At 65.1% G+C, this 21814-nt stretch carries 18 protein-coding genes; 3 read left to right on the top strand and 15 right to left on the bottom strand.

The window, feature by feature from the left end; genetic code table 11:
- Positions 1 to 60: 60 nt before the first annotated feature.
- The 3 genes from QX070_RS29820 to QX070_RS29810 all read right to left on the bottom strand — a co-directional run bounded on the left by QX070_RS29820 (position 61) and on the right by QX070_RS29810 (position 3188).
- Positions 61 to 939 (bottom strand): F0F1 ATP synthase subunit gamma, encoded by an 879-nt coding sequence (locus tag QX070_RS29820; RefSeq protein ID WP_315740719.1) that lies wholly within the window; start codon positions 937 to 939, stop codon positions 61 to 63.
- 156 nt (positions 940 to 1095) lie between these two features.
- Complete coding sequence (gene atpA / locus QX070_RS29815) at positions 1096 to 2628, bottom strand: F0F1 ATP synthase subunit alpha (protein ID WP_315715935.1); 1533 nt, start codon at positions 2626 to 2628, stop codon at positions 1096 to 1098.
- On the bottom strand, positions 2628 to 3188 hold the full coding sequence (locus QX070_RS29810; RefSeq protein ID WP_315740718.1) for a F0F1 ATP synthase subunit delta: 561 nt from the start codon (positions 3186 to 3188) through the stop codon (positions 2628 to 2630). The genes atpA and QX070_RS29810 overlap by 1 nt, the downstream gene beginning before the upstream one ends.
- 650 nt (positions 3189 to 3838) lie before the next feature.
- Between QX070_RS29810 and QX070_RS29805 the strand changes: the two genes are divergently transcribed.
- Positions 3839 to 4387, top strand: a complete 549-nt coding sequence (locus QX070_RS29805) for a septal ring lytic transglycosylase RlpA family protein (RefSeq protein ID WP_315740717.1) — start codon at positions 3839 to 3841, stop codon at positions 4385 to 4387.
- A gap of 128 nt (positions 4388 to 4515) precedes the next feature.
- On the opposite strand, the gene QX070_RS29800 is transcribed toward QX070_RS29805, so the two are convergent.
- Positions 4516 to 6726, bottom strand: a complete 2211-nt coding sequence (locus tag QX070_RS29800) for a primosomal protein N' (protein WP_315740716.1) — start codon at positions 6724 to 6726, stop codon at positions 4516 to 4518.
- Between the two features lie 117 nt (positions 6727 to 6843).
- Between QX070_RS29800 and QX070_RS29795 the strand changes: the two genes are divergently transcribed.
- Positions 6844 to 7827, top strand: coding sequence for a tyrosine recombinase XerC (locus QX070_RS29795; RefSeq protein ID WP_315740743.1), 984 nt, complete (start codon positions 6844 to 6846; stop codon positions 7825 to 7827).
- A gap of 82 nt (positions 7828 to 7909) precedes the next feature.
- Positions 7910 to 8500, top strand: coding sequence for a DUF4337 domain-containing protein (locus tag QX070_RS29790; protein WP_315740715.1), 591 nt, complete (start codon positions 7910 to 7912; stop codon positions 8498 to 8500).
- 201 nt (positions 8501 to 8701) lie between these two features.
- Here QX070_RS29790 and QX070_RS29785 read toward each other — a convergent pair whose 3' ends face one another.
- The 11 genes from QX070_RS29785 to thpR all read right to left on the bottom strand — a co-directional run bounded on the left by QX070_RS29785 (position 8702) and on the right by thpR (position 21696).
- Complete coding sequence (locus tag QX070_RS29785; protein ID WP_315740714.1) at positions 8702 to 9232, bottom strand: hypothetical protein; 531 nt, start codon at positions 9230 to 9232, stop codon at positions 8702 to 8704.
- Between the two features lie 129 nt (positions 9233 to 9361).
- On the bottom strand, positions 9362 to 10765 hold the full coding sequence (gene lpdA, locus QX070_RS29780; protein ID WP_315740713.1) for a dihydrolipoyl dehydrogenase: 1404 nt from the start codon (positions 10763 to 10765) through the stop codon (positions 9362 to 9364).
- A 44-nt stretch (positions 10766 to 10809) separates the two neighbouring features.
- Positions 10810 to 11556, bottom strand: a complete 747-nt coding sequence (locus tag QX070_RS29775; protein ID WP_315740712.1) for an SDR family oxidoreductase — start codon at positions 11554 to 11556, stop codon at positions 10810 to 10812.
- Between the two features lie 57 nt (positions 11557 to 11613).
- Positions 11614 to 11838 carry a hypothetical protein gene (locus QX070_RS29770; protein ID WP_315740711.1) on the bottom strand — a complete coding sequence of 75 codons (225 nt, stop codon included), beginning with the start codon at positions 11836 to 11838 and terminating at the stop codon, positions 11614 to 11616.
- A 12-nt stretch (positions 11839 to 11850) separates the two neighbouring features.
- A complete protein-coding gene (gene odhB / locus QX070_RS29765) occupies positions 11851 to 13089 on the bottom strand; it encodes a 2-oxoglutarate dehydrogenase complex dihydrolipoyllysine-residue succinyltransferase (protein WP_315740710.1) in 1239 nt (412 codons plus the stop codon).
- A 138-nt stretch (positions 13090 to 13227) separates the two neighbouring features.
- The gene (locus tag QX070_RS29760; RefSeq protein ID WP_315740709.1) at positions 13228 to 16185 is read right to left on the bottom strand and encodes a 2-oxoglutarate dehydrogenase E1 component; all 2958 of its coding nucleotides are present in this window, start codon (positions 16183 to 16185) and stop codon (positions 13228 to 13230) included.
- Positions 16186 to 16324: 139 nt separating this feature from the next.
- The gene (gene sucD, locus QX070_RS29755; RefSeq protein WP_315740708.1) at positions 16325 to 17209 is read right to left on the bottom strand and encodes a succinate--CoA ligase subunit alpha; all 885 of its coding nucleotides are present in this window, start codon (positions 17207 to 17209) and stop codon (positions 16325 to 16327) included.
- Positions 17210 to 17264: 55 nt separating this feature from the next.
- The gene (gene sucC, locus QX070_RS29750) at positions 17265 to 18461 is read right to left on the bottom strand and encodes an ADP-forming succinate--CoA ligase subunit beta (RefSeq protein ID WP_315740707.1); all 1197 of its coding nucleotides are present in this window, start codon (positions 18459 to 18461) and stop codon (positions 17265 to 17267) included.
- 127 nt (positions 18462 to 18588) lie between these two features.
- Positions 18589 to 19557 (bottom strand): malate dehydrogenase, encoded by a 969-nt coding sequence (gene mdh, locus QX070_RS29745; protein ID WP_009031546.1) that lies wholly within the window; start codon positions 19555 to 19557, stop codon positions 18589 to 18591.
- A gap of 226 nt (positions 19558 to 19783) precedes the next feature.
- Positions 19784 to 20965 (bottom strand): cell division protein ZapE, encoded by a 1182-nt coding sequence (gene zapE / locus QX070_RS29740; protein WP_315740706.1) that lies wholly within the window; start codon positions 20963 to 20965, stop codon positions 19784 to 19786.
- 191 nt (positions 20966 to 21156) lie between these two features.
- Complete coding sequence (thpR, locus tag QX070_RS29735) at positions 21157 to 21696, bottom strand: RNA 2',3'-cyclic phosphodiesterase (protein WP_315740705.1); 540 nt, start codon at positions 21694 to 21696, stop codon at positions 21157 to 21159.
- Positions 21697 to 21814 lie beyond the last annotated feature (118 nt).

The following is a 21814-nucleotide window of genomic DNA, read 5'->3' as shown; positions in this document are numbered from 1 at the left end:
GGTCGGCTCGACCGGGATATGTCCTAGGGTTGCGCTTCAACGGGGCGCGACGCGATCCGGTTAGACCGCCTCGGCGCCCGAAATGATTTCGATCAGTTCCTTGGTGATCATCGCTTGCCGCGTGCGGTTGTAGATCAGCGTCTGCTTGCGGATCATCTCGCCGGCGTTGCGGGTGGCGTTGTCCATGGCCGACATCTGCGCACCGTAGAACGAGGCGTTGTTTTCCAGCAGTGCGCGGAAGATCTGCACGGCGAGATTGCGCGGCAGCAGTCCGGCCAGGATCTCGTCCTCTTCCGGCTCGTATTCGTAAGGCGCCAGCGGCGCCGCATTCGCCGGGCGCGCCTCGACCACCAGCGGAATGATCTGCTGAGCGGTCGGGATCTGCGCGATCACCGAGCGGAAGCGCGAGTAGAACAGGGTGCAGACGTCGAACTCGCCGGCCTCGAAGCGGGCGATCACCTTCTTGGCAATGTCGTCGGCGTTGGCGAAGCCGATCTGGCGTACCGAGCGCAGGTCGAGATGCTCCACGATCTGCTTGTCGAACTGACGGCGCAGCTGCTCATAACCCTTGCGGCCGACGCAGAAGAACTTCACGTCCTTGCCCTGGTTCATCAGGGCGAGCGCACGCTCGCGCGCCAGGCGGACGATCGAGGAGTTGAAGGCGCCGGACAGGCCGCGCTCGCCGGTGCAGACCAGCAGCAGGTGCACCTGGTCGCGACCGGTACCCGCGAGCAGCTTCGGCCCGCCGGCGGAGGCGATGGTGGCGCTCGCGATGTTGGAGATCACCGCGTCCATCTTCTCGGCATAGGGACGCGCCGCCTCGGCCGCGAGCTGCGCGCGGCGCAGCTTGGAGGCGGCGACCATCTGCATGGCCTTGGTGATCTTCTGCGTCGCCTTGGTCGAGGCGATGCGGACCCGCATGTCTTTCAGTGACGCCATTGTTCGTCGATCTCACCCCGGCGGCCGGATCCCCTTGGGACCTTGCCGTTCAACCCTCGAGATTGGTCATGCCCGGCCTGGTGCCGGACACGAGATGTCTTGTTGTCCCACGTCGACGACGTTGATGGCCGGGCGAAGTCCGACCATCCTTTGCCGTCAGGCGAAGGTCTTGGCGAAGCCTTCGACCACCGCCTTCAGCTTGGCGGCGCTGTCGTCGGACAGATCCTTGCTGTCACGGATCGCGTTCAGCAGGTCGGCATTCTTGCCGCGCAGCAGCGACAGCAGGCCGTCCTCGAACGCGCGCACCTTGTTGAGCGGGAGCGGATCGAGATAGCCGTTGGTGCCGGCCCAGATCACGCAGACCTGCTCTTCCATCTTCAGCGGCGAGAACTGCGGCTGCTTCAGGAGCTCGGTCAGGCGCGCGCCGCGGTTGAGCAGGCGCTGCGTCGAGGCGTCCAAGTCGGAGCCGAACTGCGCGAACGCCGCCATTTCGCGGTACTGCGCCAGCTCGCCCTTGATCTTGCCGGCGACCTTCTTCATCGCCTTGGTCTGGGCCGAGGAGCCGACGCGCGACACCGACAGACCGACGTTCACGGCAGGACGGATGCCCTGGAAGAACAGATCGGTCTCCAGGAAGATCTGGCCGTCGGTGATCGAAATGACGTTGGTCGGAATGTAGGCCGACACGTCGTTGGCCTGGGTCTCGATGACGGGCAGCGCGGTGAGCGACCCCAGACCATGGTCCTTGCTGAGCTTGGCGGCCCGCTCGAGCAGGCGCGAATGCAGATAGAACACGTCGCCCGGATAGGCCTCGCGGCCCGGCGGACGGCGCAGCAGCAGCGACATCTGGCGATAGGCGACGGCCTGCTTCGACAGATCGTCATAGATGATGACGGCGTGCATGCCGTTGTCGCGGAAGTACTCGCCCATGGTGCAGCCGGTGAACGGCGCGAGATACTGCATCGGAGCCGGATCGGACGCGGTGGCGGCGATGACGATCGAGTATTCCAGCGCGCCCTGCTCTTCGAGCACCTTCACGAACTGAGCGACGGTGGAGCGCTTCTGGCCGATCGCGACATAGACGCAGTACAGCTTCTGGCTCTCGGGAGCGCCGGCGACGTTCAGCGGCTTTTGGTTCAGGATGGTGTCGAGCGCGATCGCGGTCTTGCCGGTCTGACGGTCACCGATGATCAGCTCGCGCTGGCCACGGCCGACCGGGATCAGGGCGTCGATCGCCTTGAGGCCGGTCGACATCGGCTCGTTCACCGACTTGCGCGGAATGATGCCAGGGGCCTTGACGTCGACGCGCTTGCGCTCGGTCGCCTGGATCGGGCCCTTGCCGTCGATCGGATTGCCGAGCGCGTCGACGACGCGGCCGAGCAGACCCTTGCCGACCGGAGCGTCGACGATGGCGCGGGTGCGCTTGACGGTCTGGCCTTCCTTGATCTCGCGGTCGGCGCCGAAGATGACGACGCCGACATTGTCGGTCTCGAGGTTCAGCGCCATGCCGCGGGTGCCGTTCTCGAACTCGACCATCTCACCGGCCTGGACGTTGTCGAGACCGTAGACGCGGGCGATACCGTCACCGACGGACAGCACCTGTCCGACTTCGGTAACTTCGGCTTCCTGCCCGAAATTCTTGATCTGGTCCTTGAGGATCGCGGAAATTTCCGCGGCGCGGATGTCCATCAGCCTGCCTCTTTCATCGCGTGCTTGATCGAGTTGAGTTTGGTGCGAAGCGAACTATCGATCATGCGGCTGCCGAGCTTGACGACGAGCCCGCCGATAATCGCTGGATCGACTTTCACGTTGAGCGCGACGTCCTTGCCGGTCACCGTCTTCAGTGAGACCTTCAAGGCGTCGAGATTCTTGTCGGAGAGCGGCTCGGCGACGATGACGTCGGCCGTGGCCTCTCCCTTGTATTTGGCGACCAGCGCATTGAAGGCGCGGATCACGTCGGTCACCGCGAACAGGCGGCGGTTGGCGGTCAGCACGCGCAGCACGTTGGCGGCGACGCCGGCGATGCCGGCCTTGTCCAGCACCGCATTGAGCGCCTTGAGCTGCACATCCGCGCCGAACACCGGACTGCGGACAAGGCGCTTGAGATCGGCGCTCTCATCGAGGAGGGCATTGAACCTGTCGAGATCGGCCTTGACCGCATCGACGGACTTTTCGTCACGAGCCAGTTCAAACAGGGCCGTCGCGTAACGACCGGACACACCGGATACGGAGGGATCTTCAGCAGCCACAGACGTGCTCTTTTTATATGTGCCCAACCCACAAGAGGGACACCGGCGCGCCGCTGCGGCGCAAACCAGTTAAGCCCTTGGAATTCAAGCAGGACTTTGATTTTCGATCGCCGCGGGAGCAGCTTGATCACGAAAAGCGGCGCTTTGCTAACATAGCGTACGCGCAGCCGCAACAAGCGGTGGCCCGCTATTCGGCACCTTGTTGCCGCGCCGCGGTCGGAGCGAAAGCGCCCGTCCAACGGACACGCTGATCGCGCCCAACACGCGACCCGACCCCAATACCAATCACTTTGGACAAGGTTCCAGCTGTTGCTGCATGGCCGCCATGCCGGTTTGGCCTTGACTCCCGTCGGCGGTGCCCGGCGGCCGCCGGCCGGCCCGCATCGACATTACTTGCTGACATCTTGGCGTCCTAAGCGAGAACTTAAATCAACAGTATTTTGAAGTATTTGATCGTTAAGAAAGCGTTAAAGCAACGGATTACGGAATTTTCCGTGATGAGTAGACCGCGACGCAAGATGTTTCGATCAGAGCGAAACAATTTCTACTGCCCCATTCACGCCTCATTGCCCCACCAAACGGCGCCCGCCTCAACACCTGACGGGGGTTCACTGGCCGCAGAACGCGGCAATACTGTTCGAGGGACATAGATGCTGAAACTGAAGAACATCTCGGCTGGCAAAATCGCCGGCTCGCGCACCGCGCTCGCTGTTGCCGTGACGCTGATCGTCGGCGGCAGCGCCACCGAAGCCTCGGCCCGATCCAGGCACCACCAGCACCACGCTCGCCACCACCATCACCACATGTCGCGCCATGCTGCTCAGCCCGCGGCCGACTCGTTCTCGAACGGATGGTCGTCCAACGGCTCCTCGTGGATGAACTCCAACGCAGCGGTCACGCCGTCGTCCGGCACCGGCCGCAGCTTCTCCGGCATGGCGTCGTACTACGGCAACGAGTCCGGCAGCCGCACTGCTTCCGGCCAGCGCATGAACGCCAACGCCATGACCTGCGCGCACCGCTCGCTGCCGTTCGGCACCAAGCTGCGCGTGACCCATGGCGGCAACAGCGTCATCGTCACCGTCAACGACCGCGGCCCGTTCATCCGTGGCCGTGTGCTCGACCTCTCGACCGGCGCCGCCCGCGCTATCGGCCTGACCCGCGCCGGCGTCGGCCGCGTCACCGCTGAGGTCGTGTCGTAAGGCACCAGAATCTATTTACGCGTCATTGCGAGCGCAGCGGCGCAGCGAAGCAATCCAGGGCCGGGTCTGGACTCTGGATTGCTTCGTCGCGTCGCTCCTCGCGATGACGGTGGAGAGCGCGCCGAGCGCTACAGGAAGCTCTGCGGGTCGACGTCGACCTCGAGCTTGAGATTGCCCTTGGGCTTCTCGGCATGCGCCAGCCAGTGGCGCAGATAATCCGACAGGTCGAAATTGCGTGCCGACTTGAGCAGCAGCCGAAAGCGGTAGCGGCCCTTTATCACCGCAAGCGGCGCCTCGGCTGGGCCGAGCAGCAGCACACCCTCCTCGCGCGGCGCCGACGCGACCAGCCGGCGAGCGAAGCCCTCTGCGGTGGGCCGGTCTCCGGCCGAGATGATCAGGCTCGCGAGCCGCCCGAACGGCGGATAGCCGGTGCGCTCGCGGACGTCGATCTCGCTGGTGTAGAAGGCCTCGCGGTCGCAGGCGACCAGCGCCTTCATGACGGGATGCTCGGGCTGGTGGGTCTGCAGGTAGCCTCGGCCTCGCCCCTGCTCACGGCCGGCGCGGCCGATCACCTGGTTCAGGAGCTGCCAGGTGCGCTCGGCGGCGCGCGGATCGCCATTGCCGAGGCCGAGATCGGCATCGACCACACCGACGAGATTGAGCCGCGGAAAGTTATGCCCCTTGGCGACGAGCTGGGTGCCGATGATGAGATCGACGCGGCCTTCCGCGATCTCCGTCAGCTCGGCGCGCATGGTCTCGATCGAGGTGATCAGGTCACTCGACAGCACCATGCTGCGCGCCTCCGGAAACAGCGCCGCCGCCTCCTCCTGCAACCGCTCCACGCCGGGTCCCACCGCGACCAGCGAATCCTCGGCCGCGCAGTGCGGACAGGTCTGCGGACGCGGCATCGAGAAGCCGCAATGGTGGCAGACCAGCCGCTGGCGAAAGCGGTGATCGACCAGCCAGGCGTCGCAGATGGTGCAGGCGAAGCGGTGACCGCAGGCGCGGCACAGGGTGAGCGGCGCATAGCCGCGGCGGTTCAGGAACAGCAGCGCCTGCTCGCCGCGCTCGATCGCGGTGCGGATCTCGCCGGCCAGCCGCGGCGAGATATAGCGGCCGCGCGGCGGCGGCTCGCGCCGGAGATCGATGGCCTCGATATGCGGCATGTGCTGGCCGCCGAAGCGCGACGGCAGCGCCACGCGCTGGTAGCGGCCCTTGCGGGCATTGACCTCGGTCTCCACCGAGGGCGTCGCTGACGCCAGCACCACCGGGATCTTGGCGATGTGGCCGCGCACCACGGCCATGTCGCGGGCGTGGTAATGGGCGCCCTCGTCCTGCTTGTAGGCCTGGTCGTGCTCCTCGTCGACGATGATCAGGCCGAGATCGGCATAGGGCAGGAACAGCGCCGAGCGGGCGCCGACGACCACCGGCGCCTCGCCGGCGGCGATCGAAGCCCAGTTGCGCTGACGGTTGCGCGGGGTCAGCTCGGAATGCCATTCCAGCGGGCGGACGCCGAAGCGGCGCGAGAAGCGCTCCAGGAATTGGCCGGTCAGCGCGATCTCCGGCATCAGGATCAGCGACTGCCGGCCGCGGCGGACCGTTTCGGCCACCGCCTCGAAATAGACTTCCGTCTTGCCTGACCCAGTGACGCCGTCGAGCAGCGCCACCTGGAACGTGCCGCTCGCCGCCAGCGCCCGCATCGCCTCGACGCCGGCCTGCTGCGCGTCGAAGAACTCCGGCCGGGCGAAGTCGGGATCGGGCGCCGGCGGCGCCAGCGTCCGCGGCATCGCCTCCACCGTCAAGGTGCCCTCGTCGACCAGGCCGTCGATCACGCCCCCGGACACGCCGACCTCGCGCGCCAGATCCGACTTGCCGTGCAGCAGGCCGTCGGAAACGGCGTCGATGACGCGGCGGCGTGACGGCGTCAGCCGCTTCGGCGGCTCGCCGACCAGCCGGACGCCGAGGCGAACGCGCTCCGGGCCGAGATGCTCGCCCATGCGCAGGGACATCCGCAGCACCATGCCGCGGGGCGACAGCGTATAATTGGCGACCCAGTCGATCAGGGACCGCAGCTCCGGCTTGAGCGGCGGCACATCGAGCTTCTCGCTGACGTCCTTGAGCCGGTTGTGCAGGCGCGGATCGGGATTGGCATTCTCGGCCCACACCACCGCCAGCACCTCGCGCGGGCCCAGCGGCACGCCGACGACATCGCCAGGCTTCAGGTCCATGCCGCGCGGCACACGGTAGGAATAGGTGTGGTCCAGCGCGACCGGAACCAGCACGTCGACCACGCCGGTCGCGCTGGCTGCACCTGGAAAGAGATCGGTCGGGCGGTCCATGAGGCCGGAGATAGCCTTGCTCTGGCTGAAGCGAAAGCCGCCCGGCAAAGTTAGCGAACGGTAAAGGACGATAGTGGGATATACATGACTCGACGAGATGAGATCGAGCTGTTCGCGATGGCTGCGACCACGACATCAGCGGCGGAGACGCCCGACATCACCGACCTCATCGGCGCCGACGAGGGCGTGGTACGGGTCATGATGCAGTGGCTGGCGCATCTGCGCAGCGAGCGCCGGCTGTCGCCGAAGACGGTCGAGGCCTATGCCCGTGACCTGCGGCAGTGCTTGCAATTCCTCTGCACCCATTGGGGCGAGCCGGTGACGCTGGTGCGCTTCGCCGGGCTGGAGGCAGCCGACATCCGCGCTTTCATGGCGATGCGCCGCGCCGACGACATCGCCGGACGCTCCCTGATGCGAACCTTGGCGGGCCTGCGCTCGTTCGGCCGCTTCCTCGAGCGCGAGGGCAAGGGCAAGGTCGGCGCACTCTCCGGAATCCGCGCGCCAAAGATCGCCAAGAGCCTGCCCAAGCCGCTGCCGATGGATGCCGCCAAGCGGCTCGCCGATGCCGACGAGCGCGCCGGCGAGACCCGGGAGACCTGGGTGCTGGCGCGCGACGCCGCTGTGATGGCCCTGCTCTACGGCTCCGGCCTGCGCATCTCCGAAGCGCTCGGCCTCAAGCGCCGCGAGGTGCCACGGCCGGGCGAAGGCGACGTGCTGGTCGTGACCGGCAAGGGCAACAAGACCCGCATGGTGCCGGTGCTGCAGAATGTGCTGCAGCTGATCGACGAGTACGCCAAGCTTTGTCCTTATCCGCTGTCTGCGGACGGGCCGATGTTCCTCGGCGCCAAGGGCGGCCCGTTGAGCCCGCGCATCATCCAGCTGACGATGGAGCGGCTGCGCGGCGCGCTCGGCCTGCCCGACAGCGCCACGCCGCACGCGCTGCGCCATTCCTTCGCGACGCATCTGCTGTCGCGCGGCGGCGACCTGCGTGCGATCCAGGAGCTGCTCGGCCACGCCTCACTGTCGACGACCCAGGTCTATACCGGCATCGATTCGGAGCGCCTGCTGCAGGTGTACGCGTCAGCGCATCCGCGGCGGTGACATCTTTCGTTCATATCGTTTCGCTTGCGCTGTCCCCCCGGTTCCGGCAATCGTCTTGGCTGCTTGATCCGGAGGGGAACAGATGAGCGCACATGAGAGCATGGAGCATGCGGAGCATGCCGAGCATGCGTCCGGCGAAAACAAGAAGATCGCGCTGCTGATCGCCGTCATAGCCCTGTTCCTGGCGCTGTCGGAGACGCTCGGCAAGGGCGCGCAGACCGAATCGATCAGCAAGAACGTCGAGGCCTCGAACCTCTGGGCCTTCTTCCAGGCCAAGACCGTTCGCCGCACCGTGGTGCAGACCGCCGCCGAGCAGGGCAAGCTGAGCTTGCCGGCGCTGCCTGACGAGGCAGCGAAGGCGGCGTTGCAGAAGCAGATCGACGATTGGCAGAAGAATGCCGCGCGCTATCGCTCGGAGCCGGAGACCGGCGAAGGCAGCGAGCAGCTGGCCGAACGCGCCAAGCATGCCGAGCACGAGCGCGACCTCGCCACCGCAAAGTACCACCACTATGAGCTGGCGTCGGCCGCCTTCCAGATCGGCATCGTGCTGGCGTCAGCGACGATCATCACGGGCATGCTCGTGCTGGCCTGGGCGTCCGGAGGGCTCGCGCTGATCGGTATTGCCATGACGTTGCTCGGCCTGTTCCAGCCGCATCTGCTGCATCTGCATTAGTCAGGAAAGCCGTCATTCCGGGGCAAGGCCGCAGGCCTTGAACCCGGAATCTCGAGCTTGGCTTGCGTTCGTTCTCTTTCATCTCGAGATTCCGGGTTCAATCGTCAGCGCGCAGCCGCGTTGCGACTGCACGCAGCCGATTGCCCCGGAATGACGAAGAATGTGGCCCGGTCGAACGAAGCCGCGTGATGACGTCCGAGGTCAGCGCGCCTGCTGCACGCTCCTGCGGAAGCGCATGATCACGCGCAGCACGCGCGATGACCAGCCATCGGCATTGCCGCGGATGATCTCGCGGATGCGCTGCTTGATCGGATCGACCAGCGCCGCGGCTTTCCGGCGCAGCGCGAGCACGGCCTCGTAGAGCCACGCGAACCAAGACATCTGCAGCAGCTTGCTGCGCGTCACATCGAAGATGAAGGCGGTGACGCCGACACCGACGATCTTGCCGAACACGATCGTGGCCAGCGCAAACTTCCACTGCTGGTGCATCAGCAGCCACATGCCGATCAGCTTGAGCGGAAACAGCAGCACGACCGGCACGACGAAGACGATCAGGGTCAGCGCCGGCGACAGCGTCTCAATGCGCCCGGCCAGCCAGTGCTTGAAGCTACGCAGTGGTATCGCGGCGACAATGCGCGCCACGATCGGCTCGAGATGGTCCCACAGCCAAGCCTCGATCAGGAAGATGATCGCAAGCAGAACCCAGAACGGCTGAAGCAGGCGGCGCAGCATCGGACTCCATCTCCGCCAGGCCCCGCGGGTTGAGGCCGCTATGACGATACGACCTCGCGCCTTGCCGTTCGGTTCAGCGTCACCAGCGGGCGTTTTGTCGCACCCACCGAAGACGTCTCCGGGCGTCCATCACATATGGATGGCTCGCTTGCCCACCGCAAGCGCGGCTTCCTTGACGGCCTCCGACCGCGTCGGATGCGCGTGGCAGGTGCGCGCGAGATCCTCGGCAGAGCCACCGAACTCCATCAATACGGCGGCCTCGTGAATGATTTCCCCGGCCTCGCGGCCGATGATATGGGCGCCGAGCACGCGATCCGTCTTCGCATCCGCAAGGATCTTCACGAAGCCGTCAGTGGTCTGATTGACCTTGGAGCGACCGTTCGCGGTAAACGGAAACTTGCCGACGGTATAGGCGACGCCCGCCTGCTTCAGCTCGTCCTCGGTCTTGCCGACGGACGCGACTTCCGGCGTCGTGTAAACGACGCCGGGAATGACGTCGTAGTTCACATGGCCGGCCTGTCCGGCGATGATCTCGGCGACCGCAACACCCTCGTCCTCGGCCTTGTGCGCGAGCATGGGCCCGGCGACGACGTCGCCGATGGCATAGACGCCCGGCACGCTGGTCGCGAAATGGTGATCGATCTGGACGCGGCCGCGATTGTCGAGCACCACGCCGGCCTCCTGCAGGCCAAGACCGTCGGTGTAGGGCACGCGCCCGATCGCCACCAGCACGACATCGGCTTCGATCTTTTCAGCCGCTCCGCCCGCGGCGGGCTCGATGGTCGCCGAGAGCGTAGCCCCGGACGTATCGACGCCGGTCACCTTGGCGCCGAGCTTGAACGCAAAGCCCTGCTTCTCGAGAATGCGCTGAAACTGTTTCGCGATCTCGCCATCCATGCCGGGCAGGATGCGGTCGAGGAATTCGACCACGGTGACCTTGGCGCCGAGGCGGCGCCACACCGAGCCGAGCTCGAGCCCGATCACGCCGGCGCCGACCACCAGCAGCCTCGAAGGCACTTTCTCCAGCGACAGCGCGCCGGTCGAGGAGACGATGCGCGTCTCGTCGATCTCGATGCCCTTCAGGCGCGCGATGTCCGAGCCGGTCGCGATCACGATGTTCTTGGTCTCGACGGTCTGCACCGCGCCGTCATTGCCGGTCACCTGCAGCTTGCCGGTGCCGAGGATCTTGCCCTTGCCCACGAGCACGTCGATCTTGTTCTTCTTCATCAGGAACTCGACGCCCTTGACGTTGCCGTCGATGCCCTGCTGCTTGAAGTTCATCATCGCCGGCAGATCGAGCTCGGGCTGCGACACCTTGACGCCCATCTTGGCGAAGGAGTGCCCGGCCTCCTCGAACAGCTCGGAGGCGTGCAGCAGCGCCTTCGACGGCATGCAGCCGACGTTGAGGCAGGTACCGCCGAGGGTCGCGTTCTTCTCGACCACGGCCACCTTCATGCCGAGCTGCGCCGCGCGGATGGCGCAGACATACCCACCGGGTCCGGTGCCGATGACGACGAGATCGTAAGATGCCATGATCGAATGTTCCGTAAGCTTGCAGTCAAAGATGACGACGGTCGTCAGCGTCCGCCCGACACGTCGAGAATGGCCGAAGTGACATAGGAGGCCTCGTCCGACAGCAGCCAGACGATGGCATTGGCGATTTCCTCCGCGGTGCCAACGCGCTTCATCGGCACCATGGGGGCAAGGCGGTGGGCGCGATCGGGCTCGCCGCCGGAGGCATGGATCTCGGTGTCGATCAGGCCCGGGCGGATCGCCGCGACGCGGATGCCTTCGTTCGCGACCTCGTGACCGAGGCCGACGGTGAAGGAATCGATCGCGCCTTTCGAGGCGGCGTAGTCGACATAGGTGTTGGGCGAGCCGAGCCTGGCCGCGACCGAGGACAAATTGATGATGACGCCGCCCTGACCACCATGCCGCGTCGACATCCGCTTCACGGCCTCACGTGCGCACAGGATGCTGCCGGTGACGTTGACCGCCATCAACCGCTCGATGCGCTCCGCGCTCATCTCGTCGACGCGCGTGGTGGGGCCGACGATGCCAGCGTTGTTGATGAGAGCGCCGAGGGTGCCGAACTTGTCGGCTGCCTTGAACAGAGCGAGGATGTCGTGCTCGCGGCCGACGTCGCATTTGACCGCGATGGCCTTGCCGTTCTTGGCCTCGATCGCGGCCACCGTACTCTGCGCCGCCGCCTCGTTGCTGGCATAGCCGACCACGATCTTGAAGCCGCGCGATGCGGCCGCAATGGCGGTCGCGCGGCCGATGCCGCGGCTACCGCCGGTGATTACTGCAACCCTGTCGGTCATGAGGAGCCCCGCTGAGTGCGCCAAGTGGACTGCTTGCGCGGGCCACTTGGCCGATTCCTACTGTGACTTGGCTTCAAGTTCTGCAAGGCGATCGAGAACAGCCTTGTCGGTCAGACTCACTAGATAAAGCAGGATGAAGGGCGTCACGAAGGGTATGAGGCTCAAAGCGGCGAAGCCGAGACCCCTGCCCTTTCTCCGAGCGATCGGAATGGTGAAAACAAAGAAGATCACCGTCGTAAGGAGAAACGGCATCAACGACAGCACCAGTGACGGCTCCTCCATCGTCGCCTCCGCTCAGAGATCCAGCACAAGCCGCGCCGGATCTTCCAGGCTCTCCTTGACGCGCACCAGGAAGGTCACCGCCTCCTTGCCGTCGATGACGCGGTGATCGTAGGACAGCGCGAGATACATCATCGGGCGGACCTCGATCTTGCCGGCAACCACGACGGGGCGCTCCTGGATCTTGTGCATGCCGAGGATGCCGGACTGCGGCGCGTTCAGGATCGGGGTCGACATCAGCGAGCCGTAGATGCCGCCATTGGTGATCGTGAAGGTGCCGCCCTGCATCTCGTCGATCTTGAGCTGGCCGTCACGGGCGCGGCGGCCGAAATCGGCGATGCCCTTCTCGATGTCGGCGATCGACTTGTGGTCACAGTCGCGCACGACCGGCACGACCAGGCCCTTGTCGGTGCCGACGGCGACGCCGATGTGATAGTAGTTCTTGTAGATCAGGTCCGAGCCGTCGATCTCGGCGTTGACCGCCGGAATGTCCTTCAGCGCCTGCACCACCGCCTTGGTGAAGAAGCCCATGAAGCCGAGCTTCGAGCCGTGCTTCTTCTCGAACACGTCCTTGTACTGGCTGCGCAGCGCCATCACGTTGGTCATGTCGACCTCGTTGAAGGTCGTGAGCATGGCCGCGGTGTTCTGGACGTCCTTGAGGCGGCGCGCGATGGTCTGGCGCAGCCGGGTCATCTTCACGCGCTCCTCGCGCGCCGCATCGTCAGCGGGCGACGGCGCACGCACCTGCACGGCGGCGGCCGGCTGATTGACCGGAGTCGGCGCCGAGGCGGCGCGCTCGATCGCGGCCAGCATGTCGCCCTTGGTGACGCGGCCGTCCTTGCCCGAGCCGGGCACGGTGGTGGCATCGACGCCGCTCTCGGCCGAGAGCTTGCGCACCGACGGGGCCTGCGGCGTATCGGCTGGCAGCGCCTTGGCCGGCGCAGGTGCCGCAGCCGGCGGCGCGGAGGCAGCGGGCTTTGCCGGAGCCGGAGCAGCAGCGGCCGGCTTGGCAGCCGCGGCGCCATCGGTGATCTGGCCGAGCAGCGCGCCGACGGCGACCGTCTCACCATCCTTGGCGATGATCTCGCCCAAGGTGCCGGCCGACGGCGCGGGCACCTCGATCGTGACCTTGTCGGTCTCGAGCTCGACGAGGGGCTCGTCGACGGCAACCGCGTCGCCAGCCTTCTTGAACCAGCGGCCGATGGTGGCTTCGGTGACGGATTCACCCAGCGTCGGAACGCGAATTTCAGTCATGGTCTTTTATCCTCAATAACCCGTGCGGCCATAAAGTCCGTCCACCATCGCCTTGCGGCGAGCAAGCGATGCGGGACGGACGATCAACGCGATGTACTTGCGCCCCGCATGGCTTGCGGGGCGCCTCTATAGGCAGGTTCAGTTCAGGGCTTCGTCGAGCAGCGCCTTCAGTTGCGCAAGATGCTTCGACATCAGGCCCGTGGCGGTGGCCGCCGACGCGGCGCGGCCGGCATAGCGCGGACGCTTGCTCTTGCCGCCGGTCTGGTTCAGCACCCACTCGATATACGGCTCGATGAAATGCCAGGCGCCCATGTTGCGCGGCTCTTCCTGACACCACACCACTTCGGCGTTCTTGAAGCGGCTGAGCTCGGCGACCAGCGCCTTGAGCGGCACCGGGTAAAGCTGCTCGACGCGCATCAGATAGACGTCGTTGAGCCCGCGCTTCTCGCGCTCGTCGTACAGGTCGTAATAGACCTTGCCCGAGCACAGCACGATGCGGCGGATCTGATCGTCCGGCACCAGCTTGGTCTTGTCGTCCGCCTGCATCTGGGCGTCATCGTACAGGATGCGGTGGAAGGTCGTTCCCTTGGCCAGCTCCTCGAGCCGCGACACCGCGCGCTTGTGGCGCAGCAGCGACTTCGGCGTCATCACGATCAGCGGCTTGCGGATCTCGCGATGCAGCTGCCGACGCATGACATGGAAGTAGTTCGCCGGCGTGGTCGGATAGACCACCTGCATGTTGTCCTCAGCGCACATCTGCAGATAGCGCTCAAGGCGGGCGGACGAATGTTCGGGGCCCTGGCCCTCATAGCCATGCGGCAGCAGGCAGACGAGGCCGGACATGCGCAGCCATTTGCGCTCACCCGACGAGATGAACTGGTCGAACAGCACCTGGGCGCCGTTGGCGAAATCGCCGAACTGCGCCTCCCACAGCGTCAGCGCAGTGGGCTCGGCGAGCGAGTAGCCGTATTCGAAGCCGAGCACGGCTTCTTCCGAGAGCAGCGAGTTGATGACCTCGAAATGGCCCTGCTCCGGCGCCAGATGGTTGAACGGCGTGTAGCGGCTCTCGTCCTCCTGGTCGATCAAGACCGAATGACGTTGCGAGAAGGTGCCGCGTTCGCTGTCCTGGCCGGACAGACGAACCTTGTGGCCTTCCAGGAGCAGCGAGCAGAACGCCAGCGCCTCGCCGGTCGCCCAGTCGATCCCGATGCCGCTGTCGATCGCCTTGGCGCGGTTCTCGAGGAAGCGCTGGATCGTGCGGTGCAGGCGGAAGCCGTCCGGCACCTTGGTGATCTTGCGGCCGATCTCCTTGAGACGGTCGAGCTCGACGCCGGTCACGCCGCGGCGCGCTTCTTCTTCCTGGTCGGCAGACTTGAACCCTGCCCACTTGCCGTCGAGCCAGTCGGCCTTGTTGGGACGATAGGAGGTGCCGGCCTCGAACTCGGCGTCGAGACGGGCGCGCCAGTCGGCCTTGGCCTTATCGACCTCGCCCTCGGTCATGACGCCTTCGGCGACCAGGCGCTTGGAGTAGATCTCCAGGGTCGACGGATGACCGGCGATCTTCTTGTACATCACCGGCTGGGTGAAAGCCGGCTCGTCACCCTCGTTGTGGCCATGCCTGCGGTAGCAGAACATGTCGATGACGACCGGCTTGTGGAACTTCTGCCGGAACTCGGTGGCGACCTTGGCCGCGAACACCACCGCCTCCGGATCGTCGCCGTTCACATGGAAGATCGGCGCGTCGATCATCTTGGCGACGTCGGACGGATAGGGCGACGAGCGCGAATAGCGCGGATAGGTCGTGAAGCCGATCTGGTTGTTGACGATGAAATGAATCGAGCCACCGGTCCGGTAGCCCTTCAGATCCGACAGCGCGAAGCACTCCGCCACCACGCCCTGGCCGGCGAACGCCGCGTCGCCATGCATCAGCAGCGGCAGCACCGAGATGCGCATGTCCGGCGGATCGCCGTGCTGATCCTGCTTGGCGCGGACCTTGCCGAGCACCACGGGGTCGACGATCTCGAGATGCGACGGGTTGGCAGTCAGCGACAGATGGATCCGGTTGCCGTCGAACTCGCGGTCCGAGGAGGCGCCGAGGTGGTACTTGACGTCGCCGGAGCCTTCGACCGCGTCGGGATTGGCCGAGCCACCCTTGAACTCGTGGAACAACGCCCGGTGCGCCTTGCCCATGACCTGGGTCAGCACGTTCAGGCGGCCGCGATGCGGCATGCCGAGCACGATCTCCTTCACGCCGAGATTGCCGCCGCGCTTGATGATCTGCTCCAGCGCCGGGATCAGCGACTCGCCGCCGTCGAGACCGAAGCGCTTGGTGCCGGTGAACTTGACGTCGCAGAACTTCTCGAAGCCTTCGGATTCGATCAGCTTCTGCAGGATGGCGCGACGGCCCTCGCGGGTGAACGAGATCTCCTTGTCCGGCCCCTCGATGCGCTCCTGGATCCAGGCCTTCTGCGCCGCGTTCGTGATGTGCATGAACTCGACGCCGAGCGTCTGGCAGTAGGTGCGCTCGCAGATCGCGACGATCTCGCGCAGGGAGCCGTATTCGAGGCCCAGCACGTGATCGAGGAAGATCTTGCGGTCGAAATCGGCCTCGGTGAAGCCGTAGGAGCGCGGGTCGAGCTCCTCGCGGTTGCGCGGCGCCTCGATGCCGAGCGGATCGAGCTTGGCGTGGAAGTGGCCGCGCATGCGGTAGGCGCGGATCAGCATCAACGCGCGGACGGAGTCGCGGGTGGCCTGGTTGACGTCGGCCAGCGACAGTTCGACGCCCTTGGTCTGCGCCTTGGCCGCGATCTTCTCGCCGACCTTCTTCTCGACCACCGCCCAGTTGCCGTCGAGCGCCGAGGTCAGCTCGTCGCGCGGGGCCACCGGCCAGTTGCTGCGCGCCCAGGAGGGACCCGACGCATTCTTCTGCACGTCGGTCGGCGCATCCTTCAGGCTCTTGAAGAATTCCTGCCACTCGGGATCGACCGAGGCGGGATCCTTCTCGTAGCGGGCGTAGATCTCATCGATGTAGGTGGCATTGGTGCCCTGCAGAAAAGACGACAGGGCGAAGGCGGCGTTCGCGTCTTGGCGAGACATGGTGGCGTCCTGGTAATTTCGATGCGCCCAATCAAAACGGCGCAATGCCTGACCCGCTGACAAAGCGGATCAGGCTCCGGTTAGGACCGTCTACCTTATTTATTGTAAATATTCGCGCCGAAAAGCACTAAGTCCTGAATCAGGATTTCAACTTTTCGACAAGCGTCTTGCCGAGCCGTGCGGGCGACGGAGACACTGTAATACCAGCAGCTTCCATCGCGGCCGTCTTCGAGCCGGCATCGCCCTTGCCGCCCGAGATGATCGCGCCGGCATGACCCATGCGACGGCCGGGAGGGGCGGTGACACCGGCAATGAATCCCACCATCGGTTTCTTGCGGCCGCGCTTGGCTTCGTCCCTGATGAACTGCGCCGCGTCCTCCTCGGCCGAGCCGCCGATCTCACCGATCATGATGATCGAGGTCGTCTTCGGGTCAGCCAGGAACATCTCCAGCATGTCGATGAACTCGGTGCCCTTGACCGGGTCGCCGCCGATGCCGACCGCGGTGGTCTGGCCGAGACCTTCCGACGTGGTCTGGAACACCGCCTCGTAGGTCAGCGTGCCCGAACGCGACACGATGCCGACCGAACCCGGCTTGAAGATGTTGGCCGGCATGATGCCGATCTTGCACTCGCCGGCGGTCATGACACCCGGGCAGTTCGGCCCGATCAGGCGCGACTTGGAACCCTGCAGCGAGCGCTTCACCCGGACCATGTCGAGCACCGGGATGCCTTCGGTGATGCAGACGATCAGCGGGACCTCGGCATCGATGGCTTCGCAGATCGCGTCGGCGGCGCCCGGCGGCGGCACGTAGATCACCGAGGCGTCGGCGCCGGTGGCCTCGCGGGCCTCCTTGACGGTGTCGAACACCGGCAGGCCGAGATGGGTCGAGCCGCCTTTGCCCGGCGAGGTACCGCCGACCATCTTGGTGCCATAGGCGATCGCCGCCTCGGAGTGGAAGGTGCCGTTCTTGCCAGTGAAGCCCTGGCAGATGACCTTGGTGTTCTTGTCGATGAGGATGGACATCGTGCTTTCTCTAAAAGCGTTGCGGTGAGGAATGAGCGAGCGCCTGGACCGGCGCTCAGCCTCCCTTGACGGCCTTGACGATCTTCTGCGCGGCGTCGTCGAGATTGTCGGCGGGCAGCACGTTCAGACCGGACTCGCTGATGATCTTCTTGCCGAGATCGACATTGGTGCCTTCGAGGCGCACCACCAGCGGCACCTTCAGACCCACTTCCTTGACCGCGGCCACGACGCCTTCGGCGATGACATCGCACTTCATGATGCCGCCGAAGATGTTGACCAGGATGCCCTTCACGTTCGGGTCGGCGGTGATGATCTTGAACGCCGCCGCGACCTTCTCCTTGCTGGCGCCGCCGCCGACGTCGAGGAAGTTGGCGGGCTCCATGCCGTAGAGCTTGATGATGTCCATCGTCGCCATGGCGAGGCCGGCGCCGTTGACCATGCAGCCGATGGTGCCGTCGAGCGCGACGTAGTTGAGGTCGTACTTCGAGGCCTCGATCTCCTTGGCGTCCTCCTCGGTCTCGTCGCGCAGCGCGACGACCTCGGGATGCTTGAACAGCGCGTTGGAGTCGAACGACACCTTGGCATCGAGCACGCGGAGCTGGCCCTGCTTGGTGACGACCAGCGGGTTGATCTCGAGCATCGCCATGTCCTTGGCGACGAACGCATTGTAGAGCTGGGTGGTGAGCTTCTCGGCCTGCTTGGCGAGATCGCCGGAGAGCTTCAGCGCCTTGGCGACGGCACGGCCGTGATGCGGCATGACGCCGGTGGCCGGGTCGACCGAGAAGGTGACGATCTTTTCAGGGGTCTCGTGAGCAACGTCCTCGATGTTGACGCCGCCTTCGGTCGACACGACGAAGGCGACCTTCGAGGTCTCGCGGTCGACCAGCAGCGACAGATAGAACTCCTTGTCGATATCCGAGCCGTCCTCGATGTAGAGGCGGTTGACCTGCTTGCCGTCGGGGCCGGTCTGCACCGTCACCAGCGTCGCGCCCAGCATCTGCTTGGCGAAAGTGTTGACCTCGTCGATCGACTTGGCGAGGCGGACGCCGCCCTTGTCGCCGGCCGAGGCCTCCTTGAACTTGCCCTTGCCACGGCCACCGGCGTGGATCTGGCTCTTCACGACCCAGACCGGGCCGCCGAGCGTCTTCGCCGCCGCATCCGCGTCCTCCGGACGGAGAACTGGCACGCCCTTGGAAATCGGCACGCCGAACTCGTGCAGCAGTGCCTTGGCCTGATATTCGTGAATGTTCATAAGCGCTTGCTCCCCGAACCCGCGATGGGGTGACGACCAGAATTGTTGTTAGGATGTCTGGTATACCATATACCAAACATCCTGCAACTCGATGTGGGCGAGATTACGCCCCGTGAATGACCCCTGATCAGCGGCCGAGCAGGTCGGGCGCGATCTTCTTGCAGGCGTCGACGAGGCCCTGCACGGCGGCGACCGACTTGTCGAACGCCTCGCGGTCCTTGCCCGCGAGCTCGATCTCGACGATGCGCTCGACACCCTTGGAGCCGATCACGACGGGCACGCCGACATACATGTCCTTGACGCCGAACTCGCCGTTGAGATGCGCCGCGCAGGGCAGCACGCGCTTCTTGTCGCGCAGATAGCTCTCGGCCATCGCGATCGCCGACGCCGCCGGCGCGTAATAGGCCGAGCCGGTCTTCAGCAGATTGACGATCTCGGCGCCGCCGTTGCGGGTGCGATCGACGATCTCGTCGATGCGGGCCTGCGACGTCCAGCCCATCTTGACCAGGTCGGGCAGCGGGATGCCGGCAACGGTCGAGTACTTGGTCAGCGGCACCATGGTGTCGCCATGACCGCCGAGCACGAAGGCGGTGACGTCCTCGACCGAGACGTTGAACTCATCGGCCAGGAAGTAGCGGAAACGCGCCGAGTCGAGCACGCCGGCCATGCCGACGACCTTCTTGGCCGGGAGACCGGAGGCCTTCTGCAGCGCCCAGACCATCGCGTCGAGCGGGTTGGTGATGCAGATGACGAAGGCGTCCGGGGCGTACTTCTTGATGCCGGCGCCGACCTGCTCCATCACCTTGAGGTTGATCGACAGCAGATCGTCGCGGCTCATACCGGGCTTGCGCGGCACGCCGGCGGTAACGATGCACACCTTGGCGTTGTCGAGCGCCTCATAGGAGTTGGCGCCGGTGTAGTGCGCGTCGAAGCCGTCGACCGGCGACGACTGGGCGATGTCGAGCGCCTTGCCCTGCGGAACGCCTTCGGCAATGTCGAACATCACGACGTCGCCGAGCTCCTTAAGGCCAACGAGGTGAGCCAGCGTTCCGCCGATCTGACCGGAGCCAATCAAAGCAATCTTGTCGCGCGCCATGGCAAATTTTCCTTTGAACCCGAAGGAGTGAGGGAGGTTGAAAAGTCGAGTGGTGGTTATCCCTTTCGCCCGGGCCGTTCAAGTCACGCTATGGCCAATTGGCGGGCGTGCCTTGATTTCGATCAGGACCGGGCGACGGGCGCTGATGATCCTTTCAGCATGATTGACGTGGCCTTTTCGCGGCTGTGTGCCCGGCGGCAGGCGCTCGCCAAAGCTCCGGTGGTTGTCAGGTTTCGACCAACCCCGTGGAAGTCCCAGATGCCGCCGAGTCCTTCCGCCCGTGCGGCAGGGCCAGATAGGAGTCCGAGCCCATCTCGATCAGGCGCGAGGTGGTCCGCTTGAACTCCATGGCCTCCACGCCCTCGGTCGCGATGTAGAGCGAAACCGGGTCAGCCTCGGCGGAGGCGATCAGCTTCACGGCGTTGTCGTAGAGCGTATCGATCAGGGTGATGAAGCGCTTGGCGGCATTGCGCTCGGCCAGATCCATGACCGGAACATGATCGATCAGGATCGTATGATAGTCGTGCGCGAGCCGCAGATAGTCCGAGGCTGCCAGCGGCTTTCCGCACAGATCGGCAAAGCCGAAGCGGGCGACGCCGTTGGCGGAGCACGGGACATGCAGGATGCGCCCCTTGATCGTCATGTCGCGCGGCTTGCACTTGGCATGACCCGTGAGCCGCGCCCAGGCCTTGTCGAGCGCCGCCCGCGCGTCGACATCGGCCGGCACCAGCCACATCTTCACGCCGGCCAGCTTCTCCAGCCGGAAATCGGTGCGCGCGTCCAGCCGCATCACGTCCATGTGGTCGGCGATCTGCTTGATGAAGGGCAGGAACAGCGCGCGGTTGAGGCCGCCTTTGTAGAGGTCTTCAGGCGCGACGTTGGAGGTCGCCACCACCACAGTGCCGAGCTCGAACAGCCTGGCGAACAGACGGCCCAGGATCATCGCGTCGGCGATGTCGGTGACATGGAATTCGTCGAAACAGAGCAGCCAGGCCTGGTCGAAGATCGCCTGCGCCGTGAGCCCGATCACATCGGCATCGGCGAGCTCGCCGCGCGCGATGTTCTGGCGGTAGCCGTAGATGCGCTCATGCACCTCGGCCATGAATTCGTGGAAATGCGCGCGGCGCTTGAGCTCAACCGGACAGTTCTGGAAGAACAGGTCCATCAGCATGGTCTTGCCGCGGCCGACCTCGCCATGGACATAGAGCCCATTCGGCGGCTCGCTCTTGTCGGCAAAAAGGCGGCCGAACAAGCCTTGCTTGCGCGAGGGCTTGTAGGTGGAGAGCCGGCGCTCCAGCGCCGCCAGCGCGTCGGCGACCTCGGCCTGGGCGGGGTCGGGCTCGATCGCACCAGTATCGACCAAAGACTGATATTGCGCGCGGAACGCGTCTGAGGGAGTGGACAGCATGAGTCCACTCTAGGTCACGAGACTTACGTAAAATGCAATCCGCAAATGGTGGAAGCCGCCATGCGTCGGAGCCGTGATGTCTTGGTATATGGCACGCAAACGCCGCCGTGATCGTTAGCCCGGGGCTAACGACGCTCGTCTTCGCTCTTGGCCTCAGCGAACGGCCGGCTTGAACGACCGCGCTGCAGACCTCATCCCGGGGAGAGATCGTAGGCGTCCTCGACCACATAGGGCCCGCCGCCGGTCGAGGCACGCGACGAAAACAGCACGAAGCGCTCGGCCATGAACACGCGGCTCGGGAAATAGCCGCGGACGGAGAGATAGTCGGCGACGTCCTGGCTCGACGCATCGTGCAGTCGCGCCAGCGTGACATGCGGGACGAATTTGCGTCCCTCGGGATCGAGCCCGATCCGCTGCATGAGCCGCTCCAGCTCGGCCTGCAGCTCGATCAGCGGCCGGCTCGGCGCGATGTTGGCGACGACAGCGCGCGGCTTGCGGCCGCCGAAGCTGGAGAGACCTTGCACCGTCACTTCGAACGGCTTGCGGTTCACCCGCCAGAGCATCGAGGCGATCTCGTTGGCGGAGGCGCCGTCGATGTCACCGATGAAACGCAACGTCACATGGTAATTTTCGGGATCGATCCAGCGGGCGCCGGGGAGGCCACCCCGCAAACCGGAAAGCGTGTGGCCAACCTCGGCCGGGATTTCCAGTCCAGTAAACAGACGCGGCATCGTTTCAGGACTCCCGATGCTGGAGGCTGATCTCGAAAATTGACGAGATCATGCCTTCGAGAAATGATCGACGACGAATCGCCAATGCATAATTCCTACCGAACTTATATGACTCCGC

This window comes from Bradyrhizobium sp. SZCCHNR1093 (genome assembly GCF_032381175.1).
Taxonomy (GTDB): domain Bacteria; phylum Pseudomonadota; class Alphaproteobacteria; order Rhizobiales; family Xanthobacteraceae; genus Bradyrhizobium.
This window is presented reverse-complemented; position numbering and strand designations above follow the sequence as displayed.

What these genes read in the sequence shown, in the direction of transcription:
- atpA (WP_315715935.1), bottom strand. Translation starts at nt 2,628, where the DNA reads ATGGACATCCGCGCCGCGGAAATTTCCGCGATCCTCAAGGACCAGATC.
- QX070_RS29790 (WP_315740715.1), top strand. Translation starts at nt 7,910, where the DNA reads ATGAGCGCACATGAGAGCATGGAGCATGCGGAGCATGCCGAGCATGCG.
- QX070_RS29800 (WP_315740716.1), bottom strand. Translation starts at nt 6,726, where the DNA reads ATGGACCGCCCGACCGATCTCTTTCCAGGTGCAGCCAGCGCGACCGGC.
- QX070_RS29760 (WP_315740709.1), bottom strand. Translation starts at nt 16,185, where the DNA reads ATGTCTCGCCAAGACGCGAACGCCGCCTTCGCCCTGTCGTCTTTTCTG.
- QX070_RS29795 (WP_315740743.1), top strand. Translation starts at nt 6,844, where the DNA reads ATGGCTGCGACCACGACATCAGCGGCGGAGACGCCCGACATCACCGAC.
- QX070_RS29785 (WP_315740714.1), bottom strand. Translation starts at nt 9,232, where the DNA reads ATGCTGCGCCGCCTGCTTCAGCCGTTCTGGGTTCTGCTTGCGATCATC.
- thpR (WP_315740705.1), bottom strand. Translation starts at nt 21,696, where the DNA reads ATGCCGCGTCTGTTTACTGGACTGGAAATCCCGGCCGAGGTTGGCCAC.
- sucD (WP_315740708.1), bottom strand. Translation starts at nt 17,209, where the DNA reads ATGTCCATCCTCATCGACAAGAACACCAAGGTCATCTGCCAGGGCTTC.
- QX070_RS29805 (WP_315740717.1), top strand. Translation starts at nt 3,839, where the DNA reads ATGCTGAAACTGAAGAACATCTCGGCTGGCAAAATCGCCGGCTCGCGC.
- QX070_RS29820 (WP_315740719.1), bottom strand. Translation starts at nt 939, where the DNA reads ATGGCGTCACTGAAAGACATGCGGGTCCGCATCGCCTCGACCAAGGCG.
- lpdA (WP_315740713.1), bottom strand. Translation starts at nt 10,765, where the DNA reads ATGGCATCTTACGATCTCGTCGTCATCGGCACCGGACCCGGTGGGTAT.
- zapE (WP_315740706.1), bottom strand. Translation starts at nt 20,965, where the DNA reads ATGCTGTCCACTCCCTCAGACGCGTTCCGCGCGCAATATCAGTCTTTG.
- mdh (WP_009031546.1), bottom strand. Translation starts at nt 19,557, where the DNA reads ATGGCGCGCGACAAGATTGCTTTGATTGGCTCCGGTCAGATCGGCGGA.
- sucC (WP_315740707.1), bottom strand. Translation starts at nt 18,461, where the DNA reads ATGAACATTCACGAATATCAGGCCAAGGCACTGCTGCACGAGTTCGGC.
- QX070_RS29770 (WP_315740711.1), bottom strand. Translation starts at nt 11,838, where the DNA reads ATGGAGGAGCCGTCACTGGTGCTGTCGTTGATGCCGTTTCTCCTTACG.
- QX070_RS29775 (WP_315740712.1), bottom strand. Translation starts at nt 11,556, where the DNA reads ATGACCGACAGGGTTGCAGTAATCACCGGCGGTAGCCGCGGCATCGGC.
- odhB (WP_315740710.1), bottom strand. Translation starts at nt 13,089, where the DNA reads ATGACTGAAATTCGCGTTCCGACGCTGGGTGAATCCGTCACCGAAGCC.